Genomic DNA, 21,694 nt, shown 5'->3' with positions numbered 1-21,694 from the left:
CGGTTGACGTCAAGCCGCCCCCCGGAGGATGATCCGCGCGTGGTGCCCCCACCTGCCATCTCCTGTCGCGCGCTCTCCTGCGTCGTCGCGGGCAGGAAACTCATCGACGACCTCACACTCGAACTGGACGAGGGCGAGCGGGTCGCGCTCATGGGCCCGTCCGGCTCAGGCAAGACGACGCTGCTCACGACGCTGGCCGGGCTGGCGCCGCCCGCCGAGGGGCGCGTCCTGGTGGGCGGCGTGCCGCTCGACGAGCAGCCGGAGCTGCGGGCCGGCCTGGCCCTCGTCTTCCAGTCGTACGGTCTGCTGAGCCTGCTGACGGCGGCGGAGAACGTGGAGGTGGCGCTGCGCGCGGCGGGCCGGCCGCCGCGTGAGGCGATGCGGCTGGCGGCGGCGGCGCTGGAGCGGCTGCGGGTGGCCAGGTTCGCCGATCACCTGGTGGAGGAGCTGTCCGGCGGGCAGCAGCAGCGGGTGGCCGTGGCCAGGGCGCTGGCGCTGCGCCCCAAGGTGCTGCTGGCCGACGAGCCGACCGCCGAGCAGGACGCGGTCCACCGCGAGGTGGTGCTGGACGAGCTGCTCGCCGTCGGCGCGGACGGCACCACGCTGGTGATCGCCACCCACGACCCGGAGGTGGCCGAACGCTGCGACCGGGTCGTCGAGCTGCGCGCGGCGGTCCACCGATGAGCATGGTGCGCTGCGACGGGATCGTGCAGATCTACCGGGCACAGGACGTCGAGGTGGTGGCGCTGCGCGACGTCGACCTGGTGATCGACCCCGGCGAGACGGTGGCGCTGCTGGGCCCCTCGGGCGCGGGCAAGTCGACGCTGTTGTGGCTGCTCGCGGGGCTGCTGCGGCCCAGCGCCGGCCGGCTGTGGCTCGACGGGACCGACGTGGGCCGGCTCGACCAGCGCGGGCTCGACCGGCTGCGGGCGTCGCGCATCGGCGTGGTCCTGCAGAACCCGTCGCGCAACCTGATCGGCTACCTCCCGGCCGCCCAGAACGTCGCGTTCGCCCAGCGCGCGGTGAAACGCGACCGGCGCCGGGTCCGTGACCTGCTGGCCCGCGTCGGGCTGGGAGACGTCGGCGACCGGCCCGCGGGCCGGATGTCGGGCGGCGAGCAGCAGCGGCTGGCGCTGGCCGTGGCGCTGGCCAACTCCCCCAGGCTGCTGCTGGCCGACGAGCCCACCAGCCAGCTCGACGCCGGTTCCGGGCAGCGGGTGATCGATCTGATCAAGGAGTCCGCCGAGGCCGAGGGCACCACGGCGGTGGTGGTGACGCACGACCCGGGCGTCAGCGAGGCGCTGGGCCGCACGGTGACGATCAGGGACGGCCGGGTCGGCGCCGAGGGCCGTCACGGCGAGGACTTCGTGGTGGTCGGCAGGGAGGGCGCGGTGCAGGTGCCGCCCGAGTACCACCACCTGCTGCCCCCCGGTTCCATGGCCAGGATCGAGGCGGTGGAGGACGGGGTCGTGCTGCGAAGGGTGGAGCCGTGATCCTGCGAGGCCTGTGGGAACGCCGCACGCTCGCCCTGGTGGTGCTGCTGATCGCGGTCGTGCCGATCGCCTCGGCCGCCGTGGCGCCGATCTACTCGGCGGGCGCGCTGACCACGATCGTCCGCGACGCGATACGCGAGGCGCCGGTGGAAGGCCGCGGCTGGCGCTACACCACGTCCGGCGGCACTATCGAGCCCAAGGTGGCCGGCTTCACGGCGGGCGCCGGCTTCACCGACCCGCCGGTGTTCGGCATGGAGGTGTCCAGCGGCAGCGCCGACCAGGACGACCGTCGCGCGTACACGGTGGTGTGGCAGGACGGCCAGTGCGAGCACCTGGAGCCGGCCCGGGGGCGCTGCCCCGCCGCCGCCGGGGAGGTGATGGCCAGCGAGGCGTCCGGGCTGGAGACCGGCGACGTCGTGCGCCTGAGGTCGCTCCGGTCCGCGCGTCCGGGCTCGGCCACGCTGGAGACGGCCCCGCTGGAGGTCGTCGGCGTCTACCGGCCGGGCGACCCCGCGGACCCGTTCTGGTTCGGCAGGACACTGTTCGACCCGCAGGGGCAGCCCAGCCAGAACAAGGCGGACGCGCTGTTCACGGCGCGCGAGACCCGCTCCGTCACCTACTACGTCGGCTCGGGCCTCGGGGAGCAGGCCTGGACCGACTACGCCCTGATCCGCGTCAATCCGGACCGGCTGACCGGCACGGACCTGCCGTTGCTGGCGGAGATGCAGGCGCTGGCCGAGGCCACGGGCCGGACCACCGACGCCATCGTGTTCTCCCGGATGGCCGACACGCTGCGGACGATGAACGCCAACGCCGGCACGCTGGGCGTGCCCGCGCTGCTGGTGGCGGCGCAGCTCGTCGGGCTGGGCTGGCTGCTGCTGTTCCAGACGGTCGGCGACCTGGTGCGCGCCCGGGGGCCGGAGATCGCGCTGGCCAGGCTCCGCGGCCACGGCAGGGTGCGGGTGTGGCGGTTCGCGCTCGCCGAGCCGTTGCTGCTGCTCCTGCTGGCGGTGCCGCTGGGCCTCGCGGCGGGGTTCGCGGCGGCGAGCCTGATGATCGGCGCGCTGCTGCCCGCGGGCGTCCCCACCACGTTCCCGCCGGCGGCGGTCGCGGCCGGGCTGGCGGCCACGCTCGGCGGGGTGCTGGCCGCGACCGCGTCGGCCTGGCGCGTCGCCACCCGGCCGGTCACCGAGGAGTGGCGGCGCACGCCGCGCAGGAGCGCCCGCGGCTGGGCGCTGGACGCGGTGGTGCTGGCCGTGACGGCGCTGGGGCTGACGGAGCTGCTGGCGGCCGGTGTGATCACCGATGCCTCCGGGGAGAGCGCCGGCGCGATGGCCGTGCCCGGGCTGATGGCGCTCGGCGTCGCGCTGCTGGCCAGCCGTGTGCTGCCGGTGGCGAGCGGGTGGCTGTTCGGTCTCACCCGGCGGCGCGGCGGGCTGGGGCCCTTCCTGGCGCTGCGCCAGGTGGCCAGGGGTCCCGTGACGGCGGGCAGTGTGATCGTCCTGGGCACCGCGTTCGGGCTGGCCACCTTCGCCGTGGCGGCGTGGACGGCGACGAGCGACGACTACGCGCGGGTGGCGGCCTTCCACAACGGCGCTCCCACCGCCATCACCGTCCAGCCGGTCGAGCCTGGCGAGCTGGCCGCCGCGGTCGAGGCCGCCGACCCCGGAGGCTCGCTCGCCGCGCCGGTGATCAAGATGCCGGGTACGCCGCAGCTCGTGGTCTCCGACCCCGACCGGCTGGCGCGGGTGGCGCACTGGGATCCCGAGCTGGCGGGCGGCAAGGACTTGGCCGAGGCGATGGCCGCGCTGCCGGGCCCCGACGCCGCCCGGGTGTGGGTTCGCGGCGAGCGATTCCGGCTGCGGCTGGCCCACAGCGAGCTGACCGAGAACTGGGCGGCGCAGGTCAAGGCCGCCTTCCGGATCACCGGCAGGGTGGGCCCGGTCTCGATCACCATGGGCGAGCTCCGCGGCGCCGGCGGCGCGTACGAGTGGAACCTGCCCCTGCCCTGCCGCCAGGTGCCCTGCGAGCTGCGCAGGATCCACGCCGACCTGAACGCCCTGGGGAGCGTGGAAGGCGGGGCCTTCGTCGAGGTGCGGGTGGAGAGCATGGAGGTGCTGCGGGACGGCGCCTGGCAGCCGGTGCCGGCGCCCGCCTGGCGGGTGGACCAGGACCCGAGCCGGACGGACGGCAGCTTCGGCGTGTCCGACACGGGCATGCAGGTGCTGCGGCCGGCCACCTACGAGCAGGAGCCCGCCGGGATCGTGGTCGGCGAGGTGGGCGCGAAGGCGGTGCCGGGGCTGGACAACGCCTTCGCCTACCGCGTCCGGCCCGCGGTCACGGCCGCGGCCGCGCCGGGCATCACCGGCGCCGGCGTCCTGATGGATCTCGAACAGGCCGACAGGATCGCGTACGGGGTGGACGAGAAGGCCCAGTTCCAGGTGTGGACCCGCCAGTCCGGCACCGCGGCGCTGGAGGCGGCGCTGGCCAGGGAAGGGCTGACGGTGGTGTCCACGGTGCGCGCCGCGGATCTGGAGGCCGGATACGCCGCCGAGGGGCCGGGGCTGGCGCTCATGCTGCTGCTGGTGTCGGCGCTGGCCGCGGCCGTGCTCGCGCTCGGCAGGACCGTGCTGGCCCTGCACACGGCGGCGCGGCGGCGTGGCTACGAGCTGGCCGCGCTGGAGGCGGCCGGCGCGAAGGCGCCGGCACTGCGGCTGTCGCTGCTGCTCGAACAGGCGATCACGGTCGTGACCGGCACGCTGGCCGGGCTGGTGGCCGGGCTGGTCGCCGCCGAGGCGGCGCTGGGCCGCATCCCGCAGTTCGCCGAGCCGGTGGTGACGCCGCCGCTGCCGCACGAGGTCGCGGCGGCGCCCGTGGCGCTCGTCACCGGCGCCGCGCTGGCGGCCACGCTGCTGTGCGCGCTGCTGGTCTCCGAGCTGCTGCTGCGCGGCGTACGGGTGGAACGCCTGCGCGACACCCCCGCCTAGCTGCCGATCGGCTTCTGGGCCAGCGCGGCCAGGAACGCCTTGGCCATCGTGAGCGCGCCGTCACGGGCCTCCTTCTCCGGGAGCATCTCGGCCTCGGGCGCGTCGGCGGGCTTGCCCTCGGGCCGGTCGGCGCCCGCGTAGTCGACCACCACGACCAGCGAGCCCTGCCGCGCCGTCACGCTGCCGCTGCCGGCGTGCACGTCGCCGCGCCGGGTCTGGACGTAGCGGCCGTAGGCGGCCTCGCCGAGCCCTTCGACGTCGCGGACGTCGCCGAACACGATGCCGCTGAACGACGAGTTCTCGGTGCTGTTGTCCTGGCCGCGCTGGGTCGAGTAGTAGGACCCGGCCGCGGTCTTGTCGGCCACGCCCGCCCGGTTGGTGAAGCTGTGCACGGTGATCAGCACGCTGCGGACCCGGGTCTTGCCCGCCACGCCCGGCGCGTCCCGGTTGAGCCAGCGGCACTCGGTCTGGGTGTCGTTGCCCGTCTCGGTGCCGCGCGCCCGGGTCTCCGGCTCCGGCACCAGCGCGGTGGCGGCCCGGGTGATCGACTCACAGGCGGCGGGGAAGATCTTCAGCTCCGTCGGCGTCGGGGTGGGGGCGGCCTGCGGCGTGCTCGTGACGGTCGGGTACGGCTGGGCGACGACGTTCGGGTGCTTGGCCTTCCAGTCGGCGACGCCCTTGGCGAAGTGCTTGATCAGGCCGGTCACCTCGCGGATCGCGTTCTCCTCGGTGATCGACTGGGTGGTCTGGTTGCTGAGGATCTGGGCATCCTTGCGCTGCTGGCCCGCTTGGTACTTGACCTCGATCGTCATGTCGTGGACGCGGGCGTAGGCCTGGCCGAACGAGTACCACAGCAGCTGGCCGGAGCGGCGCCAGGTGTACTGGGCGTAGGCGCCGTCGCCGACGCCGGGGATGTCCGTGACCGGGGAGATGCGTTCCTTCTCGCCCTTCTTCGGGGTCGGCCTGGCCGTCTCGCGGTACTTCGCGCCGCCGTAGTCGAACTCGTAGGAGCTCTGCGCCATGGCCCGGCCGGTCTTCGCGCCGTCGCCCAGGTGCTGCCCGATCTTGACGTCCACCTCGCGGTTGCGCCAGAACTCGCCGTACGAGATGCGTTGGTTCACCCAGTTACAGGTGAACGTGGTGACCGACGGGTGCTGCCGGGAGCCCTTGACCACGGTCGCCCCGGGCACCAGCCGGTCGGCCTCCTCCTTGGGCAGCATCGCGCAGACGTCGGGGCCGTCCACCGCCGCCGCGCCGGCCGACGCCTGGGAAGCGGTGGGGCCCGCCTGCTGCCGCGTGGGCGCGGGGTCGCTCGCCCGCGAGAGCTGCCCGTACACCAGATAGCCGCTCGCGCCCCCGCCCACCAGCACGACGGCGGCGGCGGCCAGCAGCGGCAGCAGCCACGGGCGGCGCCTGGGCGGGCGCGGCGGCCCGGGCGGCGGGCCCGGCAGGCTCTGCGGCATCTGAGGCATCTGCCGCATCACCGGCATCGGCGGGTGCGGCGGCGGGTGCGGCCCCGGGGGACCCGCCGGTGGCTGGAAGGGTCCGCCAGGTGCCGGGTAGGGGTTCGGCGGCTGGTTCTCGCTACCGGGATGCACCAGTGACTCCTGGGGTTGGCCATGACTTGCGGGGAGACATGCTAGTCAGCCCGGTTGCAAGCCACTTGAACGACCTCATCCTCGCAACGCACCCGAGACCATCCCGGCGGCGTCGACGGCGGTCTTCTCGTCGGCGGGATCGTCGATGCCGACGTCCGTCCGGTGCCAGACCACCTCGGCTATCAGGTTGCTGTCGCGCAGCAGCACGGCGGTGTCGGCCCGGCCGGAATCGGGCGAGTTGATGTAGCGCTCGAAACGGGACTGCACGAACGCGGCCTCGCCCGTACCGGGCACGTCGCGCACCTCGCCGACCCGCTCGCGGAACACCGAGCCTTCGGCGGCCCGCCTGCTGGCGCGCTCCATGTCGAACCGGCGGGCAGCAACCTCGGGGGCGCCGCGCGAGCCGTCGGGCCGCTCGATCCAGACGCGCACGGTCACCCTGCGCGTGACCAGGGAGCCCTGCTGCAGACGCCACTGGCACTCGCCCTCGCGGGTCTTCTCCGCCCCCGTGGCGCCTCCCACCACCTGCTCGGCCTGGGCTCCGGTGAGCAGGCGGCACGGGTCGGGCGCGGCCGCGTAACGGCCCGGCTCGCCCTGGTTGAGCGCCGTCCACCCGTACCAGCCCGCGGTGCCGAGCAGTGCGACGGCGGCGAGCAGCACCGGCGCCAGCCACCGGACCCGGCGCCGGCCCGCGGGCGGCGCGGGGGCACGGCCCGGCGAGATGGCGTGCTCCAGCGCCTGACGGACCTGCCCGGCGGTGGGGCGCGCGGCAGGATCCTTGGCGAGCATCGCCATCAGCAGCCCGCCGAGCTCGCGACCCGCCCTGACGGGGAACGGGGGGTCGTGCAGCAGCACGGCGGCGGCCATCGCGGCCGGGTTGGGCCGTGCGAAGGGCGGCCGCCCCTCCACGGCGGTGTAGAGGCTCGCGCCGAGGGACCACAGGTCGGAGGCGGGGCCGGACGGCTGCTCGTTGAGCCGCTCCGGCGCCATGTAGCCGGGCGACCCGGCGCTGCCGTAGCGGTCGCCCTTGGCGCCCATGGTGACGGCGATCCCGAAGTCGGTGAGCATGGCCGAGCCGTCGGCGTCGAGGAGGATGTTGGCCGGCTTGACGTCCTGGTGGACCATGCCGTACGAGTGGGCGACCTGCAGTGCGGACAGCACGCTCAGGCCGATGCGGGCCACGCTCGGCGGCGGCAGCGGACCGAAGTCCTTGATCGCCTGGTCGAGTGAGCGGCCGGTGACCAGGTCCATGATGATCCAGGGCTGGTCGGCCTCCAGCACCACGTCGTGGATCACGACGATGGCCGGGTCGCGCAGCCGCCCGGCGGCCCGCGCCTCGTAGATCGCCCGGTCGGCGAACTCGGCCCGCTGCGCCGGGGTCAGCCGGGGCGGGATCCGCACCTGCTTGACCGCGACCTCGCGGTTGAGCGTCTCGTCGCGGGCTCGCCACACCGTGCCGGCGCCGCCCTCGCCGAGCCGCTCCACGAGCCGGTAGCGGCCGGCCAGCAGGTAGGCGTCAACCGGCATGGCGCAACGCCCGCTCGGTCGCCTGCGCGGCCTTGACCGCCGCCTGTTTGATGTCCTCGTCGCCGAGCCGCTCGGACAGCGCCGTGTAGCCGACGAAGACCACCAGGTTGGACAGGCGGTAGTGGACGATGGCGGTGTGGATGCGGCCGGTGCCGCCCTTCAGCTCGAACGCGAACGCCTCCTCGCCGACGCCGGCGATCGTCCGCACGGGGGTGCGGGTCACCGGGACGCTGGCCTTGGTCCCGATCTCGGGCCACGTCCAGTCGAGCTTGTCGTGGGTGTCCCACCAGCGCCGCTGGTTGGCGAAGAGGGTGCGGGCCGTCTCGGGGGTCATCGCCCACGGGTCCCGGGTGTCGGAGTCCTTCTGCACCTGGAGCTCCACCCCGCTGCCCTGGATCGGCCACTGACAGCGGGGGCCGACCTCGTCGGAGCCGGGCGTCGCCTTGGGCGGCTGCTGGGTGCGCAGGAAGAGGCCGACCTCCTCCTCGCCGAGCAGCGAGCACACGTCCATCGGCGCGGTGAACGCCTCGGGGACACCGCCCGAGGCCCGGTCGCGCATCAGCAGGACGGTGGTCGTGGCGGCGGCGACCACCACGGCCGCGACCGCGGCGACGGCCACCCACAGCAGCGGCCTGCCGCGCTTCCTGACCCGCACGGGCGTCGTGGCCTCGTGGTGGGCGGGCAGCTGCGCCTGCTGACCGGCCGCGACCTGGCGTAACGCCTGGATCAGCTGCGGCGCGGGCGGGCGGGCGGCCGGATGGGGCGCCATCATGGCGGCGATCACCGGGCCGAGCGGGCCGGGAGCGTGCGGCACCGGCCGGGTGAGCGTCGCCCGGATGCGCTCGGCCGCCGTGCCGCCGTAGGCGGGGGCGCCGGTCACCGCGGTGAACAGGGTCGCGCCGAGCGACCACACGTCGCTGGCGGGGCCGCCCGGGTCGCCCTCCAGCCGCTCGGGCGCGATGAAGCCCGGGGAGCCGATCATCAGGCCCTGCTCGGTGAGCGTCGCCTGGCCCTCCTGGCGGGCGATGCCGAAGTCGGTGAGCACCACCCTGCCGCTGTCGGTCAGGAACACGTTGCCGGGCTTGACGTCGCGGTGCTGGAGGCCGCGGGCGTGGGCCGCGGACAGCGCGTCGAGCATCTCGGCGCCGATCCTGGCGGCGTACTCCTGCGGCATGGGGCCGTGCTCGCGCACCGCGTCGCCCAGGGTGCGGCCGCGCAGCAGCTCCATGACCAGCCAGGGGCGGTCGTGCTCGACGACCACGTCGTGCAGCGCCACGATGCCGGGGTGACGGAGCTGGGCCGTGGCCTGCGCCTCGCGCGCGGCCCTGGCGATCAGCTCGGCGCGCTCCTGCGGGGGCAGCCCTTCGGGCAGCGTCAGCTCCTTGACGGCCACCTCGCGGTCGAGCATCTCGTCCCTGGCCAGCCAGACCCGGCCCATGCCGCCGCTGCCGAGCGGCCGCAGCAGGAGGTAACGGCGGGCGAGTCGTTCCTGGGACACAAGGGGAAGCGTAACGAAGGAACAGGCCGAATAGTTATTCGTTCGGCTCCGCAACTGTCGGTGGCCCTCTCTATGGTCTTGGTTCGTGGATCCCGTTCAAGGCACTCTCGACGAGCTCGGCACCCCGCTGAGCGAAGTCACTTTCGTGGTGTTCGACCTCGAGACCACCGGCGGGTCACCGGCCGAGCACAAGATCACCGAGATCGGCGCGGTGAAGGTCCGGGCGGGCGAGGTGCTGGGCGAGTTCTCCACCCTGGTCGATCCCGGTGGCCCGATCCCGCCGTTCATCTCGGTGCTGACGGGCATCACCGACGCGATGGTCATGGCGGCGCCGCGTGTGGAGGCCGTGCTGCCGAGCTTCCTGGAGTTCATCAGAGGGGCCACGCTCGTCGCCCACAACGCGGGCTTCGACACCCGCTTCCTCAAGGCCGCCTGCGCCGCCCACGGCTATCCCCCGCCGGCCAACCCGGTCGTCGACACGGTCGACCTGGCCCGGCGCGTGCTGACCCGTGACGAGACGCCCAACGCCAAGCTGTCCACGCTGGCCCGCTTCTTCCGCGCCTCGACGGAGCCGTGTCACCGCGCGCTCCACGACGCCAGGGCCACCGTCGACGTGCTCCACGGGCTCATCGAGCGGGCCGGCTCCTTCCAGGTCCACACGCTGGAGGAGCTCAAGTCGTTCGTCCGCGCCCCCACGCCCGAGCAGCAGAGCAAGCGCCACCTCGCCGAGTCGGTGCCGCACGCGCCCGGCGTCTACTTCTTCGAGGACGAGCGCGGCGAGATCCTCTACATCGGCAAGAGCACCAACCTGCGCAACCGGGTGCGCTCCTATTTCACCGCCAGCGAGACCAGGCCCCGCATCCGCGAGATGATCGGCATCGCCGATCGGGTCCGCCACGTCGTGTGCGCGACGGCGCTGGAGGCCGAGGTGCGCGAGCTGCGCCTGATCGGCGGCGCCAAGCCGCGCTACAACCGCAGGTCCCGGTTCCCCGAGAAGGTCTTCTGGCTCAAGCTCACCCAGGAGCCGTTCCCGCGCCTGTCGATCGTGCGCGAGGTCAAGGACGACGACGCCGCCTACCTCGGCCCCTTCTCCAGCACCCGCCTGGCCGACGACGCCCGCATCGCGCTGCACGAGGCGGTGCCGCTGCGCCAGTGCACGCAGCCGATCAGCCTGCGCACCCTCCGCTCGGCCTGCGTCCTGCACGACATGGGCCGCTGCGGCGCCCCCTGCGAGGGCAAGCAGAGCCAGGCCGACTACCTGGCCCACGCCGAGGCGGCGCGGCGGGCGATGACGCTCGACGCCTCCCCCGTCTTCTCCGCCGTCTCGGCCCGGATGGAGCGGCTGTCGGTCGAGCAGCGCTACGAGGAGGCGTCCGTCGACCGCGACCGGCTGGCCGCGTTCGTCCGCACCGCCGCCCGCATGCAGCGGCTCTCCGCCGTCACCCGCATCCCCCACCTGGTGGCTGCCAGCCCCGCCTTCGACGGCGGCTGGGACATCCACGTCATCCGCTACGGCCGCCTCGCCGCGGCCGGCGTGATGCCGCGCGGCGCCCACCCCACGCCGTTCGTCGAGTCGCTCACCGCCACGGCCGAGGCCGTCATCCCCGGCCCCGGGCCGGTCCACGCGGCCAGCGCCGAGGAGACCGAGTGCATCCTGCGATGGCTGGAGTCACCGGGGGTCCGGCTGGTCGAGGTCGACGGCGAGTGGAGCCTGCCGGCCCACGGCGCCGCCCGCCACAAGGCCCGCATCGACCTGGCCTATCAGGGGATCGACCGCGTCCGCCACCGCGAAGGGCGGCCTCTGCGGTGATTCGATACAGTAGTTCCATGGTCACGGCTATCGTTCACATCAACGCCGAGGTCGACCGCATCCCGGAGGTCGCCGAGACGATCGCCGAGATCGACGGCGTCAGCGAGGTCTACTCCATCACCGGTGCCTACGACCTGCTGGCCATGGTCCGCGTGGCCGAGTACGAGCAGGTCGCCGAGGTGATCCCCGGCCGCATCAACAAGGTGCCCGGCGTGCTCAACACCGAGACCCACATAGCCTTCCGCGCCTACTCCAAGCACGACCTGGACGCCGCCTTCTCCATCGGCTTCCCCGACGCCGACTGACCACCTCCCAGCACCGGCCGCCGACTCACCACCTCTCAGCCCCGGCCTCCGCCTCCCGCAGAGGCGGGACTCCTTTTCGGGCTGTCAGCGAGAACAGCGGTCCACGACTACCGCTCAGACGGCCCAGCAGGCGCGCGTAACGGCGCCCGGCCCCGTGCGGGATCAGCGGCCGTATTCCTGGAGGCCCCCGGCCACGTGCGGCGGGTAGGCCTTCCTTGGCCGTGCCGTAAAAGAAAAGAACCCCCACGCCGGGAAAGGCAAAGGGGCCCGGGCGAACCGCCCGAGCCCCTCGCGAATGAGCTATCGCGTCAGCGTATGGTCCTCCTCGCCGGGACCGACCGCGGCGTGCTCTTCCTCCTCGCGGGCGTGGCCGTCGACGAGGGGGATCTTCTCCCCGCCGTACGCCTTGGACATGCGGGCACGGAGCTTGCCGATCGGCCCGCGCATGCCCTTGTGCGGGATGCCGGACGGGTCCTCGGCCATCGGCAGCATGGCCACCGGCTCCTTGCCCCGCACGTGGGCCTCGATGTCCTCCGCCGGAGGCGTGTGGATCTCGATGAACTCACCGTGCGGCAGCCGCTTGATGACACCCGACTCCACGCCGTGGGAGACGACCTCGGCGTCCGAACGCTGAAGGCCCAGGCAGATCCGGTAGGTGATGATGTACGCCAGCACCGGGGCGGCGAACACCAGCACGCGGCCGGCGTACGTGGTCCAGTTCAGGTTGATGTGGAAGAACGCCGAGATCTCGTCGTTCGCACCGAGCAGCCAGAGCACCCCGTAGAACGAGATGCCGGCCATGCCGATCGAGGTGCGGTGCGGGTTGTTGCGCGGGCGCTCCGCCATGTGGTGCTCGCGGTGGTCGCCCGTGATCCAGCGTTCCAGGAACGGATAGAGCGCCAGACCCGTCATGACGAGCCCCAGTGGCAACAACGCCGGGATGATCACACTCAGTGGCAGTGTGCCGGCATGGGCCGTGCCGAACATGTTGATCTCCCACGCCGGCATGATGCGCAGGGATCCTTCGAGGAAGCCCATGTACCAGTCTGGCTGGGACCCGGCCGAGATGTCGGCGGGCGTGTAGGGGCCGTAGATCCAGATCGGGTTGATCTGGGCGAAGGTCGACAGCCCTGCCACCACGGCGAGCGTGAACAGGAAGTAGGCGCCCGCCTTGGCCATGAACGCCGGGTAGAACGGCGCGCCCACCACGTTCGTGTTGGCCCGCCCCTTGCCCGGCATCTGGGTGTGCTTCTGCACCCACATGAGCACCAGGTGGGCCGAGATCAGCGCCAGCAGGATGCCCGGGATGAGCAGGATGTGCAGCGCGTAGAACCGGGAGATGAGATCCGTGCCCGGATACTCCCCGCCGAACAGGAAGAACGAGACGTACGTGCCGACCAGCGGCAGCGAGATCGCCACGCCCTGGGTGATGCGCGCGCCCGCGCCGGAGAGCAGGTCGTCCGGCAGCGAGTAACCGGTGAGGCCCTCGGCCAGGGCCAGGGTCAGCAGCAGGATGCCGATGATCCAGTTGATCTCACGCGGCTTGCGGTAGGCGCCGGTGAAGAACACCCGGAGCATGTGGACCATCATGCCCGCGATGAACAGCAGGGCCGCCCAGTGGTGCATCTGCCGCATGAGCAGACCCCCGCGGACGTCGAAGCTGATCTCCAGCGACGACGCGTAGGCCGCGGACATCCCCACGCCCTGCAGAGGCGCGTAGGAGCCGTCGTAGAGGACGTGCTCCATGCTGGGCTTGAACCAGAACGTCAGGAACGTACCGGTCAGCAGCAGGATGATGAACGAGTAGAGCGCGATCTCACCCAGCAGGAACGACCAGTGGTCGGGGAAGACCTTGCGCAGGTTGCGCTTGAGGAAGTTGGCTCCGCCGAGGCGCTCGTCGAGCCAGTTGGACGGTCCGCCGACCGCCTTGGGCACGGTTGTCAGCTCGCTCATGCCTGGCCTCCCTTGGCCCTGGCCTCCGCCTCGGCGTCGCCGCGCTCCCAGTAGCTGGGGCCGACCGGCACCGGGAAGTCACCGGCCGCAACGAGGAAGCCCTCGTTGTCGACGGTGATCGGCAGCTGCGGCAGCGGCCGGGCCGCCGGACCGAAGATGACCTTGGCGCCGTCGGCGGCGTCGAACGTCGACTGGTGACACGGGCACAGGATGTGGTGGGTCGTCTGCTCGTACAGGGCCGCGGGGCAGCCGACGTGCGTGCAGATCTTCGAATAGGCCACGATGCCGTCGTGCGTCCAGTTCTTGTTGACGCCCGACTTCAGCTCCTCGGGCCGGAACTTGATCAGGATCAGCGTGGCCTTGGCGAGCACGTTCAGGTCGTGCTCGTAGCCTTCGGGGACGATGGACAGGATGCCGCCGGGCGAGTTGAAGTCGGCCGCCCTGATCGGCTGGCCGGTGCCCTCGACGATGAGGCGTCGCGGCTGGCCCTCCACGGTCTTCTCGCCCCAGACGGTGTGGCGCAGCAGCTTGTTGAAGCTGGTGGCCTTCATCTTGGTGTTGTCGAGGTCGCGCAGCAGGATCAGGGGGATCAGGCCGAGCGGCGCGGCCGCCAGCAGCAGCGTGCGGCGCATCATCTTGCGCTTGACGAAGCCGCTCTCGTTGGCGCCCTCGACGAAGGTGTCGGCCACGACCTCGCGGTCGTCCTCGCCGGAGACCATCAGGTGGCGCTCCTGGACCAGGGCGTACTTCGGCATGATCTGGCGGACCCAGACGACGATGCCGACGGCCAGACCCAGCACCGCCACGGTGAGGGAGCTGCCGAGAGCCAGGTTGGAGACTCCGGTCGCCTCGGGGCTGCCCACCTGGAACACCACGTAGGAGACGAGGAACGCGACGCCTCCCAGGAAGGCGAGCAGGAAGCAGAGGGCGACGAGCTTCTCGGCCCCGCTCGCCCTCTTCTCGTCCTGCAGCGTGATGCCGGGGGTCTCGCCCCCGGCGTCGCCGGCGTCGCGCGCCTCCGCCTCGCCGAGCATCGGGGTGCCCGGCGGCGGGGTGCCGATCACGCGCTTGGGGACGCGCTCGTCCGGCTGCTCGATCTCGTGCTCGTTGTCAGTCATGACTTCTGTCGCTTCTTCGCGGTGATCCAGATTGCGGCGAGGACGAGGGCAAGGATGCCCACGACCCAGGCTACGAGGCCTTCGGTTACCGGGCCAATCCGACCCAGGGCGAAACCTCCGGGGTCGGTCTGCTCCCGCACCTGGACGATGTAGGCGATCATGTTGCGCTTCTCTTCGGGCGTGATGGTCGTGTCGTTGAAGACCGGCATCGCCTGCGGGCCGGTGACCATCGCCTCGTAGATCTGGGTGGGAGAAGACTCGTTCAGGTTGGGGGCGTACTTGCCCCGCGTCAGGGCGCCGCCGGCGCCCGCCCAGTTGTGGCACTGGATGCAGTTGGCGCGGAAGAGCTCACCGCCCTTGGCGGCGTCGCCCAGCGCCGGGTCCACCTGGTCGCCGGACGGCACGGTGGGACCGCCGCCGAGCGACTGCACGTACGCCGCGATGTCGCTGATGCTGTCGCTGTCGACCCACTCGGGCAGCGGCTTGCGCGGCACCTGGGCGCCCGGGTTGGCCGCGGGCATCCGTCCGGTGCTCATCTGGAAGTCGACGGACGCGGCGCCGACGCCGATGAGCGTGGGGCCCGTCGACGTGCCCTCGGCGTTGAGCCCGTGGCAGCTGGCGCAGTGAGCTTGGAAGAGGCTCTTGCCCCTCGCCACATCGTCGACCTTGCCCGACGCGAGCGCCGCGTCAGCAGGCCTGCTCACCTGCACAAACGTAGCATATGCCGTCCCGACCAGCGCCAACGCCAAAATCAGGACGGCATATCTCGCGAGGGGATGCCGCCGCCAAGCGGTGATCCTAGTCACAGAGGTCCCGTTCCTTACTGAATGATGTAGATGGTCGCGAAAAGACCAATCCAGACGACGTCGACGAAGTGCCAGTAGTAGGACACGACGATGGCGCTGGTTGCCTGCTCATGCGTGAAGCGCTTCGCGGCGTACGTACGTCCCAGCACGAACAGGAACGCGATCAGGCCACCGGTCACGTGCAGGCCGTGGAAGCCCGTCGTGAGGTAGAACACCGACGTGTAGGGGTTGGCGGACAAGGTCGCGCCCTCGCTCGCCAGCTCCATGTACTCGTACAGCTGGCCGGCGATGAACACCGACCCCATCAGGAAGCTGACGAGATACCAGAACCTGAGCTTGCTGACTTGCCCCTTTTCCGCGGCCCACACGCCGAGCTGGCACGTCACACTGGACAGAACCAGGATCGTCGTGTTGACCGTCGCGAACGGGATGTTCAGGTGAGCCAGGCCCTCGGCCGAGGCGCCCGCCGGGATGTAGGCGGGTGCCCAGTCGATGCCTTGGCCCACGCTCACCGACCGGATGGTGAAGTACATCGCGAACAGCGCCGCGAAGAACATGAGCTCAGAGGACAGCCAGACGATCGTACCCACGCTGACCAGGTTGGGTCTGCGGTACGGCTGACCTGTCGTCGTCGAAGTAATTGCGGATGCTGTCGCCACGGGCAGCATTATTGCGGCTCTGGTGGTCGGTCCGGCGCACGCCCCCCCGTTAGCGGGAACAATCAGGCGTCTAACCTGGGATAATTGGGACATATCGCCCGCCAGGGGCCGCCAACCTGGGTCCGCACGCCGTGCCAACGGTACGATCCCAGATGACCCTACCGCTACGACCGATAGTGAGCGCGACCGTGAGCACCGACACGATGAAGGTCCTCGTCTACAGCGACGACGCCGCCACCCGGCAGGCGGTAAGGCAGGCGATCGGCCGGCGGCCGGCGATGGACGTGCCCTTCGTGGAGGTCGTGGAGTGCGCCACCGAGCCCAAGGTGCACCAGTGGCTCGGCTCCGGCGAGATCGACGTGGCCGTGCTCGACGGCGAGACCCAGCCCGCGGGCGGCATGGGCATCAGCCGCCAGGCCAAGGACGAGGTCTACGACTGCCCGCCCATCTGCCTCATCATCGCCCGGCGCGACGACCGCTGGCTGGCCGACTGGTCCAGGGCCGACGCCGTCGTGTCCCAGCCCCTGGAGCCCATGGTGCTGGCCGACACCGTCGCCGACCTCATGCGCCGTCGCTCCTCCACCCGACTCAACGCCAAGTAGGTGCCTGACGTGGACTCGCGGACGACCTGGCCGGCCATCCTTTCCGCGCTCCTGTCCGGGGAGCACCTCACGGCCGACGAGACGGCCTGGGCGATGCGGGAGATCATGTCCGGCACCGCCACGCCCGCCCAGATCTCCGCCTTCGTGGTCGCGCTGCGCGCCAAGGGCGAGACCGTGGCCGAGGTGACCGGCCTGGCCCGCACGATGCTCGACCTCGCCACGCCGCTGCACGTCGAGGGCCCGGTCGTGGACGTCGTCGGCACCGGCGGCGACCGCGCCCACACCGTGAACGTGTCCACCATGGCCGCCATCGTGGCCGCCGCCGCGGGCGCCCGCGTCGTCAAGCACGGCAACCGCGCCGCCTCCTCCTCGTGCGGCGCCGCCGACGTGCTGGAGCACCTCGGCATCCGGCTCGACCTGACCCCCGAGCAGACCGCCCGGGTGGCGACCGAGGCCGGCATCGCCTTCTGCTTCGCGCCGGTCTACCACCCCGCGCTGCGCTTCGCCGGGCCGACCCGCAAGGAGATCGGCGTCCCCACCGTCTTCAACTTCCTCGGCCCGCTCACCAACCCGGCCCGCCCGGCCGCCCAGGCCATCGGCGTCTACGACCCGCGCATGCTCCCGGTGCTGGCCGGGGTCTTCGCCGAGCGGGGCGTCTCCGCGCTGGTCTTCCGCGGCGACGACGGGCTCGACGAGCTGACCATCGCCACCACCTCCACGGTGTGGATGGTCGCCGACGGCAGCGCCACGCAGACCACCTTCGACCCGGCGGTGCTCGGCATCCCGCGCGCCGAGGCGGGCGCCCTGCGCGGCGGCGACGTGGCCTTCAACGCCCAGGCGGTGCACGACCTGCTCGGCGGCAAGACCGGGCCGGTGCGCGACGCCGTCCTGCTGAACGCCGCCGCCGCCCTGGTCGCGCTCGACGGCCCCGGCGACGACCTCGACTCGGCCATGATCGACGCCTACGCCCGCGCCACCCAGGCCGTCGACTCCGGCCGCGCCTCGGCCACCCTCGACGGCTGGATCAAGACCAGCGCTTCCGTCTCCTCCTGACCGCGGCCCCGCCGCGGTCAGGCCCGTACGAGGTCAGGAGAACGGCAGGGTGGGCCCGTCCTTGATGGAGCTCCACCTGAGCCACTGCTTCCAGTTCTCCTGCCAGTGCCCCCACCCGTTCGTCGGCTCCAGCGGGCGCGGGGAGCCCGTGATGATGATGGGATCGCCGATCAGGGTGTTCTTGATGAACCAGGCCGCGTTGTCCGGGCTGACGTTCACGCAGCCGTGACTGACGTTGGCGTACCCCTGGGAGCCCACCGACCAGGGGGCGCTGTGCACGTACTCGCCGCTGTTGGAGATGCGCACCGTGTTGTACACGGTCATCTGGTAGTAGCCGGCCTGGCCGGGGCCGATGCCGGGCGAGGTCATGATGGTGACCGGTTCGCGGGACATGGCCAGGTGAATGCCTGAGGTGGTGTGATATTTCATCACACCGCCCTTGCCGGCGCTCATCGGCATCTCGCGGATCTTCTTGCCGTTCCGCCGCACGACCAGCACGTGCTCGTCGACGCTGCCCTTGGTGATCTGCGATCGGCCGATCTTGAAGTCGATCGCCAGGTCGCGCTTGCCGAACATGCCCTTGCCGCCTTGCACGCCCGCCAGGTTGGCCTCGACGCGCACGTCGGTGTGCGCGGGCCAGTACTCGCGCGGCCGGAAGTCGACCCGCTTGTCGTCGAACCAGTGCCAGGCCCCCTCGACGGGCTTGGAGGTACGGACGAGCAGGTTGCGCTCGACGGCGACCCGGTCGGCGATCGGCTGGTCGAAGGCGATCATGATGGGCATGCCGACGCCGACGGTCAGGCCGGTGGTGTTCTTGCTGGGCGAGATGCTCTCGATGTCGAAGGACGTGGCCGCCTTGACGGTGGAGAACGTGCTGCTCTTCTCGGTCTGCTTGCCGTCGCTGTTGGCGGCGACCGAGCGGATCGTGTAGGTGGTGCCGGGGCGGGCGGTGGCGGTGCTGCGCCAGCGGGTCCCGTCGGCGCTGAGCACGCCCGGCAGGGCACCGTCCTCGCTGCGTACGGTGACGCTCCTGAGCGTGCCTCCATGGGCCGCCACGACGACCGTCTGGTCCGTCGGCACGTCGGCCGCCCGGTCGGCCGGTTGGATCGCCACAGTGGCGTCAGGCGCCGCCTTGCGCTCCTCGTCGGCGGCGCTGCTCGCCGAGCACGCCGTCAGCAGCACGGCCATGCCCAGTCCCAGGCTCATCGATCGACCCGCTACGCGCCCCATCAGCACTCCCCCCGTCCGAGTCGAGCAGATTCATCTCTGTTATTACCCTCGGTGATCGTTTGGCCACATCCGCAGTCCAGTAAAGAACACCAAAAAGCGGGCGTCCCCCCTGAAGAAGGACGCCCGCTCATGGACGAGGGGTCAGTGCGAGAAGTGGCCCCGGTAGTACTGGAACACGAACCCGATCATCGCCATGATCACCAGGAACACGCCCATGATGAACATCCACAGGCCGATGACGAACCCGGCGAAGGTGAAGGCGGCGGCCAGGCAGACGAACAGCGGCCACCAGCTGCTGGGGCTGAAGAAGCCGATCTCACCGGCGCCGTCGCTGATGTCGGCCTGCTTGTTGTCCTCCGGCTGGGCGCCGATGCGCCGCGCGGTGAACATCAGGTAGTAGCCGATCATGAACGCGAAGCCGACCGAGATGGCCAGCGCGGTGGTGCCGACCGGCTCGCCCACCCCGGTCGCCGCCTTGGTCCAGAACCAGTAGGCGACGGTGACACCGGCGAAGAACAGGCCGCACAGCAGGAACAGCCAACCTTGGACCTTCATCAGGCCTCCACCTCCGGCGCGGGCTTGGCGGACAGGTGCGGGTACTTGAGGTCGAACGCGGGACGCTCGGACCGGATGGGAGGCAGCTTGGTGAAGTTGTGGCGCGGCGGCGGGCAGGAGGTCGCCCACTCCAGCGAGCCACCGTAGCCCCACGGGTCGTCGACGGTGACCTTGGGCGCCGTGCGCCAGGTCTTCCAGACGTTGTAGAAGAACGGCAGCGTCGAGGCCCCGAGCACGAACGCGCCCACGGACGAGATCATGTTGAGGTCGGTGAAGCCGTCGGCGGCCCCGTAGTCGGCGTAGCGGCGCGGGAAGCCGAGCATGCCCAGCCAGTGCTGCACCAGGAACGTCGCGTGGAAGCCGATGAACAGCAGCCAGAACTGCACCTTGCCGAGCCTGTCGTCGAGCATCTTGCCGGTGAGCTTGGGCCACCAGAAGAAGAACCCGGCGAACATCGCGAACACCACGGTGCCGAACACCACGTAGTGGAAGTGGGCGACGACGAAGTAGGTGTCGCTGATGTGGAAGTCGAGCGGCGGCGAGGCCAGGATGACGCCGGTCAGGCCGCCGAGCAGGAACGTCACCAGGAAGCCGATCGAGTAGAGCATCGGCGACTCGAAACTCAGGTGACCGCGCCACATCGTGCCGACCCAGTTGAAGAACTTCACGCCGGTCGGCACCGCGATGAGGAAGGTCATGAACGAGAAGAACGGCAGCAGCACCTGCCCGGTGGGGAACATGTGGTGCGCCCACACGGTCATCGACAGGCCGGCGATGGAGATCGTCGCGGCCACGAGGCTGATGTAGCCGAAGATCGGCTTACGGCTGAAGACCGGCAGGATCTCGGTGATGATGCCGAAGAACGGCAGCGCGATGATGTAGACCTCTGGATGGCCGAAGAACCAGAAGAGGTGCTGCCACAGCATCGGCCCGCCGACCTCGGAGCTGAAGATGTGCGTGCCGAACTTGCGGTCGGACTCCAGCGCGAGCAGCGCGGCGGCCAGCACCGGGAAGGCCATCAGCACGAGCATGCTGGTCAGCAGGATGTTCCAGGTGAAGATCGGCATCCGGAACATGGTCATGCCGGGCGCGCGCATGCAGATGATCGTGGTGATGAAGTTGACCGCGCCGAGGATCGTCGCCAGACCCGACATCGTCAGGCCCATGATCCACAGGTCGCCGCCGATGCCGGGCGAGTAGACCGCGTTGGACAGCGGCGCGTACCCGAACCAGCCGAAGGACGCCGCGCCGCCCGGGGTGAGGAAGCCCGAGACCGCGATGAGGCTGCCGAACAGGTAGAGCCAGTAGCTCACCATGTTGAGCCGCGGGAACGCCACGTCGGGGGCGCCGATCTGCAGCGGCATGACCGCGTTCGCGAAGGCCGCGAACAGCGGCGTCGCGAACATCAGCAGCATGATCGTGCCGTGCATGGTGAACAGCTGGTTGAACTGCTCGTTGCTGGTGAACTGCAGCCCCGGCTGGGCCAGCTCGGCCCTCATGACCAGCGCCATGATGCCGCCGACCAGGAAGAACATGAACGAGGTGATCAGATAGAGGTTGCCGATCACCTTGTGGTCCGTGGAGGACAGCCACTTGGCGATGATCCGGCCCTTGGAGATGGGCCGGCGCACCGGCGGGGCCGGGGTGGTGATCGGCTCTTGGATGGCGGTCACTGGGCACTCCCCGCCTGGTTGGACGCGACGTACTGGTCGAACTCCTGCTGCGTCACGAGCTTGATCGAGAAGAGCATGCGGCTGTGGTCGACGCCGCACAGCTCGGCGCACCGGCCGGCGTAGACGCCGGGCTTGCTGAGGGTGGTCACCTCGAACTTGCGCCCGGGGTTGTCATCGGGGATGCCGGGGATGATGTCCCGCTTGAACAAGAAGTCGGGCACCCAGAAGGAGTGGATCACATCATCGGTGAAGAGGTCGAACTCCACCTTCTTGTCCACGGGCAGCACGAGCTGCGGACCCTGCTGGTAGTCGCTCACCGGCATGCCGCTCACCGGCTCGGTCGTCTTGCCGTCGGCCGTCGTGGTGGTGAAACGCCAGCTCCACTGGAACGCCTCCACCTTGACCTTCACGTCGGCGTCGCCCGTCACCCGGCTCAGCTCCTCGCTGTCACGGGCGGTGAAGAAGAAGAACACCGACACCATGACGAGCGGCACCAGGGTGTAGAGCATCTCGATCGGCAGGTTGTAGCGAACCTGCGGCGGGAGATCAGCCTTGGCCCTGCGCCTGGTGTGGAAAAGACAGGCCCAGACGATGAGGCCGATGACCACTCCGCCGGTGGCGAGCGCGGCGATCCACGCTCCGTTCCACAGGGCCGTGACGGTCTCACCCTGCTGGGTGATGGCGTCCGGCAGCAGTCCGTTGGACCACTTTGCCTCGGGAACGTCATTTGCACACGCCGTAGCGGAGGCCAGTAGCAACGCCAAAGCGGCGGCGCGCGGCACTCTACGCCGGGCCAACGAACGCCGCGTCGAACGGCGGGTCGGACT

Annotated in this window: 18 protein-coding genes; 7 read left to right on the top strand and 11 right to left on the bottom strand. The window is 71.0% G+C overall.

The window, feature by feature from the left end; genetic code table 11:
- Window positions 1-39 precede the first annotated feature (39 nt).
- From AB0K05_RS05725 to AB0K05_RS05715, 3 genes are read left to right on the top strand one after another with little or no spacing between them, the layout of a single operon-like run.
- Window positions 40-684, top strand: coding sequence for an ATP-binding cassette domain-containing protein (locus AB0K05_RS05725; RefSeq protein ID WP_364226994.1), 645 nt, complete (start codon window positions 40-42; stop codon window positions 682-684).
- Window positions 681-1,493, top strand: coding sequence for an ATP-binding cassette domain-containing protein (locus AB0K05_RS05720; protein WP_364226991.1), 813 nt, complete (start codon window positions 681-683; stop codon window positions 1,491-1,493). The genes AB0K05_RS05725 and AB0K05_RS05720 overlap by 4 nt, the downstream gene beginning before the upstream one ends.
- Window positions 1,490-4,480, top strand: a complete 2,991-nt coding sequence (locus AB0K05_RS05715; protein ID WP_364226988.1) for an FtsX-like permease family protein — start codon at window positions 1,490-1,492, stop codon at window positions 4,478-4,480. Before AB0K05_RS05720 ends, AB0K05_RS05715 begins: the two co-directional genes overlap by 4 nt.
- Here AB0K05_RS05715 and AB0K05_RS05710 read toward each other — a convergent pair.
- From AB0K05_RS05710 to AB0K05_RS05700, 3 genes are all read right to left on the bottom strand, one after another.
- The gene (locus AB0K05_RS05710; RefSeq protein ID WP_364226985.1) at window positions 4,477-5,961 is read right to left on the bottom strand and encodes a hypothetical protein; all 1,485 of its coding nucleotides are present in this window, start codon (window positions 5,959-5,961) and stop codon (window positions 4,477-4,479) included. The genes AB0K05_RS05715 and AB0K05_RS05710 overlap by 4 nt on opposite strands.
- Before the next feature lie 192 nt (window positions 5,962-6,153).
- Window positions 6,154-7,605 carry a serine/threonine-protein kinase gene (locus tag AB0K05_RS05705; RefSeq protein WP_364226982.1) on the bottom strand — a complete coding sequence of 484 codons (1,452 nt, stop codon included), beginning with the start codon at window positions 7,603-7,605 and terminating at the stop codon, window positions 6,154-6,156.
- On the bottom strand, window positions 7,595-9,103 hold the full coding sequence (locus AB0K05_RS05700) for a serine/threonine-protein kinase (RefSeq protein ID WP_271277926.1): 1,509 nt from the start codon (window positions 9,101-9,103) through the stop codon (window positions 7,595-7,597). Before AB0K05_RS05700 ends, AB0K05_RS05705 begins: the two co-directional genes overlap by 11 nt.
- A gap of 85 nt (window positions 9,104-9,188) precedes the next feature.
- On the opposite strand from AB0K05_RS05700, the gene AB0K05_RS05695 reads away from it, so the two are divergent.
- Window positions 9,189-10,913: a DEDD exonuclease domain-containing protein gene (locus AB0K05_RS05695; protein ID WP_364226979.1), complete on the top strand. Its 1,725-nt coding sequence runs from the start codon at window positions 9,189-9,191 to the stop codon at window positions 10,911-10,913.
- Between the two features lie 17 nt (window positions 10,914-10,930).
- Complete coding sequence (locus tag AB0K05_RS05690) at window positions 10,931-11,218, top strand: Lrp/AsnC ligand binding domain-containing protein (protein WP_148032805.1); 288 nt, start codon at window positions 10,931-10,933, stop codon at window positions 11,216-11,218.
- Between the two features lie 300 nt (window positions 11,219-11,518).
- Here AB0K05_RS05690 and AB0K05_RS05685 read toward each other — a convergent pair whose 3' ends face one another.
- Genes AB0K05_RS05685 through AB0K05_RS05670 form a run of 4 tightly spaced genes read right to left on the bottom strand, consistent with a single transcriptional unit; the run spans window position 11,519 to window position 15,763 of the window.
- On the bottom strand, window positions 11,519-13,171 hold the full coding sequence (locus AB0K05_RS05685; RefSeq protein ID WP_271277927.1) for a ubiquinol-cytochrome c reductase cytochrome b subunit: 1,653 nt from the start codon (window positions 13,169-13,171) through the stop codon (window positions 11,519-11,521).
- Window positions 13,168-14,289, bottom strand: coding sequence for a Rieske 2Fe-2S domain-containing protein (locus AB0K05_RS05680; protein WP_148032807.1), 1,122 nt, complete (start codon window positions 14,287-14,289; stop codon window positions 13,168-13,170). Before AB0K05_RS05680 ends, AB0K05_RS05685 begins: the two co-directional genes overlap by 4 nt.
- Window positions 14,286-15,095, bottom strand: coding sequence for a c-type cytochrome (locus tag AB0K05_RS05675; protein ID WP_271277928.1), 810 nt, complete (start codon window positions 15,093-15,095; stop codon window positions 14,286-14,288). The genes AB0K05_RS05680 and AB0K05_RS05675 overlap by 4 nt, the downstream gene beginning before the upstream one ends.
- A gap of 14 nt (window positions 15,096-15,109) precedes the next feature.
- The gene (locus AB0K05_RS05670; protein WP_281429370.1) at window positions 15,110-15,763 is read right to left on the bottom strand and encodes a heme-copper oxidase subunit III; all 654 of its coding nucleotides are present in this window, start codon (window positions 15,761-15,763) and stop codon (window positions 15,110-15,112) included.
- 194 nt (window positions 15,764-15,957) lie between these two features.
- Between AB0K05_RS05670 and AB0K05_RS05665 the strand changes: the two genes are divergently transcribed.
- Complete coding sequence (locus tag AB0K05_RS05665) at window positions 15,958-16,356, top strand: hypothetical protein (RefSeq protein WP_219544785.1); 399 nt, start codon at window positions 15,958-15,960, stop codon at window positions 16,354-16,356.
- A 9-nt stretch (window positions 16,357-16,365) separates the two neighbouring features.
- On the top strand, window positions 16,366-17,409 hold the full coding sequence (trpD, locus tag AB0K05_RS05660; protein ID WP_219544671.1) for an anthranilate phosphoribosyltransferase: 1,044 nt from the start codon (window positions 16,366-16,368) through the stop codon (window positions 17,407-17,409).
- 33 nt (window positions 17,410-17,442) lie between these two features.
- Here trpD and AB0K05_RS05655 read toward each other — a convergent pair whose 3' ends face one another.
- The 4 genes from AB0K05_RS05655 to AB0K05_RS05640 form a co-directional block, all read right to left on the bottom strand.
- On the bottom strand, window positions 17,443-18,615 hold the full coding sequence (locus AB0K05_RS05655; RefSeq protein ID WP_364226972.1) for an Ig-like domain-containing protein: 1,173 nt from the start codon (window positions 18,613-18,615) through the stop codon (window positions 17,443-17,445).
- Window positions 18,616-18,780: 165 nt separating this feature from the next.
- Entirely contained in the window at window positions 18,781-19,194 is a 414-nt protein-coding gene (locus tag AB0K05_RS05650; RefSeq protein ID WP_148032812.1) for a cytochrome c oxidase subunit 4, read from the bottom strand.
- On the bottom strand, window positions 19,194-20,867 hold the full coding sequence (gene ctaD, locus AB0K05_RS05645) for a cytochrome c oxidase subunit I (protein ID WP_271277930.1): 1,674 nt from the start codon (window positions 20,865-20,867) through the stop codon (window positions 19,194-19,196). Before ctaD ends, AB0K05_RS05650 begins: the two co-directional genes overlap by 1 nt.
- On the bottom strand, window positions 20,864-21,664 hold the full coding sequence (locus AB0K05_RS05640) for a cytochrome c oxidase subunit II (RefSeq protein WP_364226967.1): 801 nt from the start codon (window positions 21,662-21,664) through the stop codon (window positions 20,864-20,866). Before AB0K05_RS05640 ends, ctaD begins: the two co-directional genes overlap by 4 nt.
- Between the last annotated feature and the right edge of the window lie 30 nt (window positions 21,665-21,694).

It is taken from the genome of Nonomuraea sp. NPDC049486, assembly GCF_040676925.1.
Lineage (GTDB): Bacteria > Actinomycetota > Actinomycetes > Streptosporangiales > Streptosporangiaceae > Nonomuraea > Nonomuraea ferruginea.
The sequence above is the reverse complement of the archived record's forward strand: the minus strand, read 5'-3'. Positions and strand labels throughout refer to the sequence as shown.

Excerpts from the sequence above, each read along its gene's own strand:
- AB0K05_RS05655 (WP_364226972.1), bottom strand. The coding sequence starts at position 18,615 with ATGAGCCTGGGACTGGGCATGGCCGTGCTGCTGACGGCGTGCTCGGCG.
- AB0K05_RS05685 (WP_271277927.1), bottom strand. The coding sequence starts at position 13,171 with ATGAGCGAGCTGACAACCGTGCCCAAGGCGGTCGGCGGACCGTCCAAC.
- AB0K05_RS05670 (WP_281429370.1), bottom strand. The coding sequence starts at position 15,763 with ATGCTGCCCGTGGCGACAGCATCCGCAATTACTTCGACGACGACAGGT.
- AB0K05_RS05665 (WP_219544785.1), top strand. The coding sequence starts at position 15,958 with ATGAAGGTCCTCGTCTACAGCGACGACGCCGCCACCCGGCAGGCGGTA.
- AB0K05_RS05705 (WP_364226982.1), bottom strand. The coding sequence starts at position 7,605 with ATGCCGGTTGACGCCTACCTGCTGGCCGGCCGCTACCGGCTCGTGGAG.
- AB0K05_RS05710 (WP_364226985.1), bottom strand. The coding sequence starts at position 5,961 with ATGCGGCAGATGCCTCAGATGCCGCAGAGCCTGCCGGGCCCGCCGCCC.
- AB0K05_RS05680 (WP_148032807.1), bottom strand. The coding sequence starts at position 14,289 with ATGACTGACAACGAGCACGAGATCGAGCAGCCGGACGAGCGCGTCCCC.
- AB0K05_RS05690 (WP_148032805.1), top strand. The coding sequence starts at position 10,931 with ATGGTCACGGCTATCGTTCACATCAACGCCGAGGTCGACCGCATCCCG.
- AB0K05_RS05720 (WP_364226991.1), top strand. The coding sequence starts at position 681 with ATGAGCATGGTGCGCTGCGACGGGATCGTGCAGATCTACCGGGCACAG.
- AB0K05_RS05650 (WP_148032812.1), bottom strand. The coding sequence starts at position 19,194 with ATGAAGGTCCAAGGTTGGCTGTTCCTGCTGTGCGGCCTGTTCTTCGCC.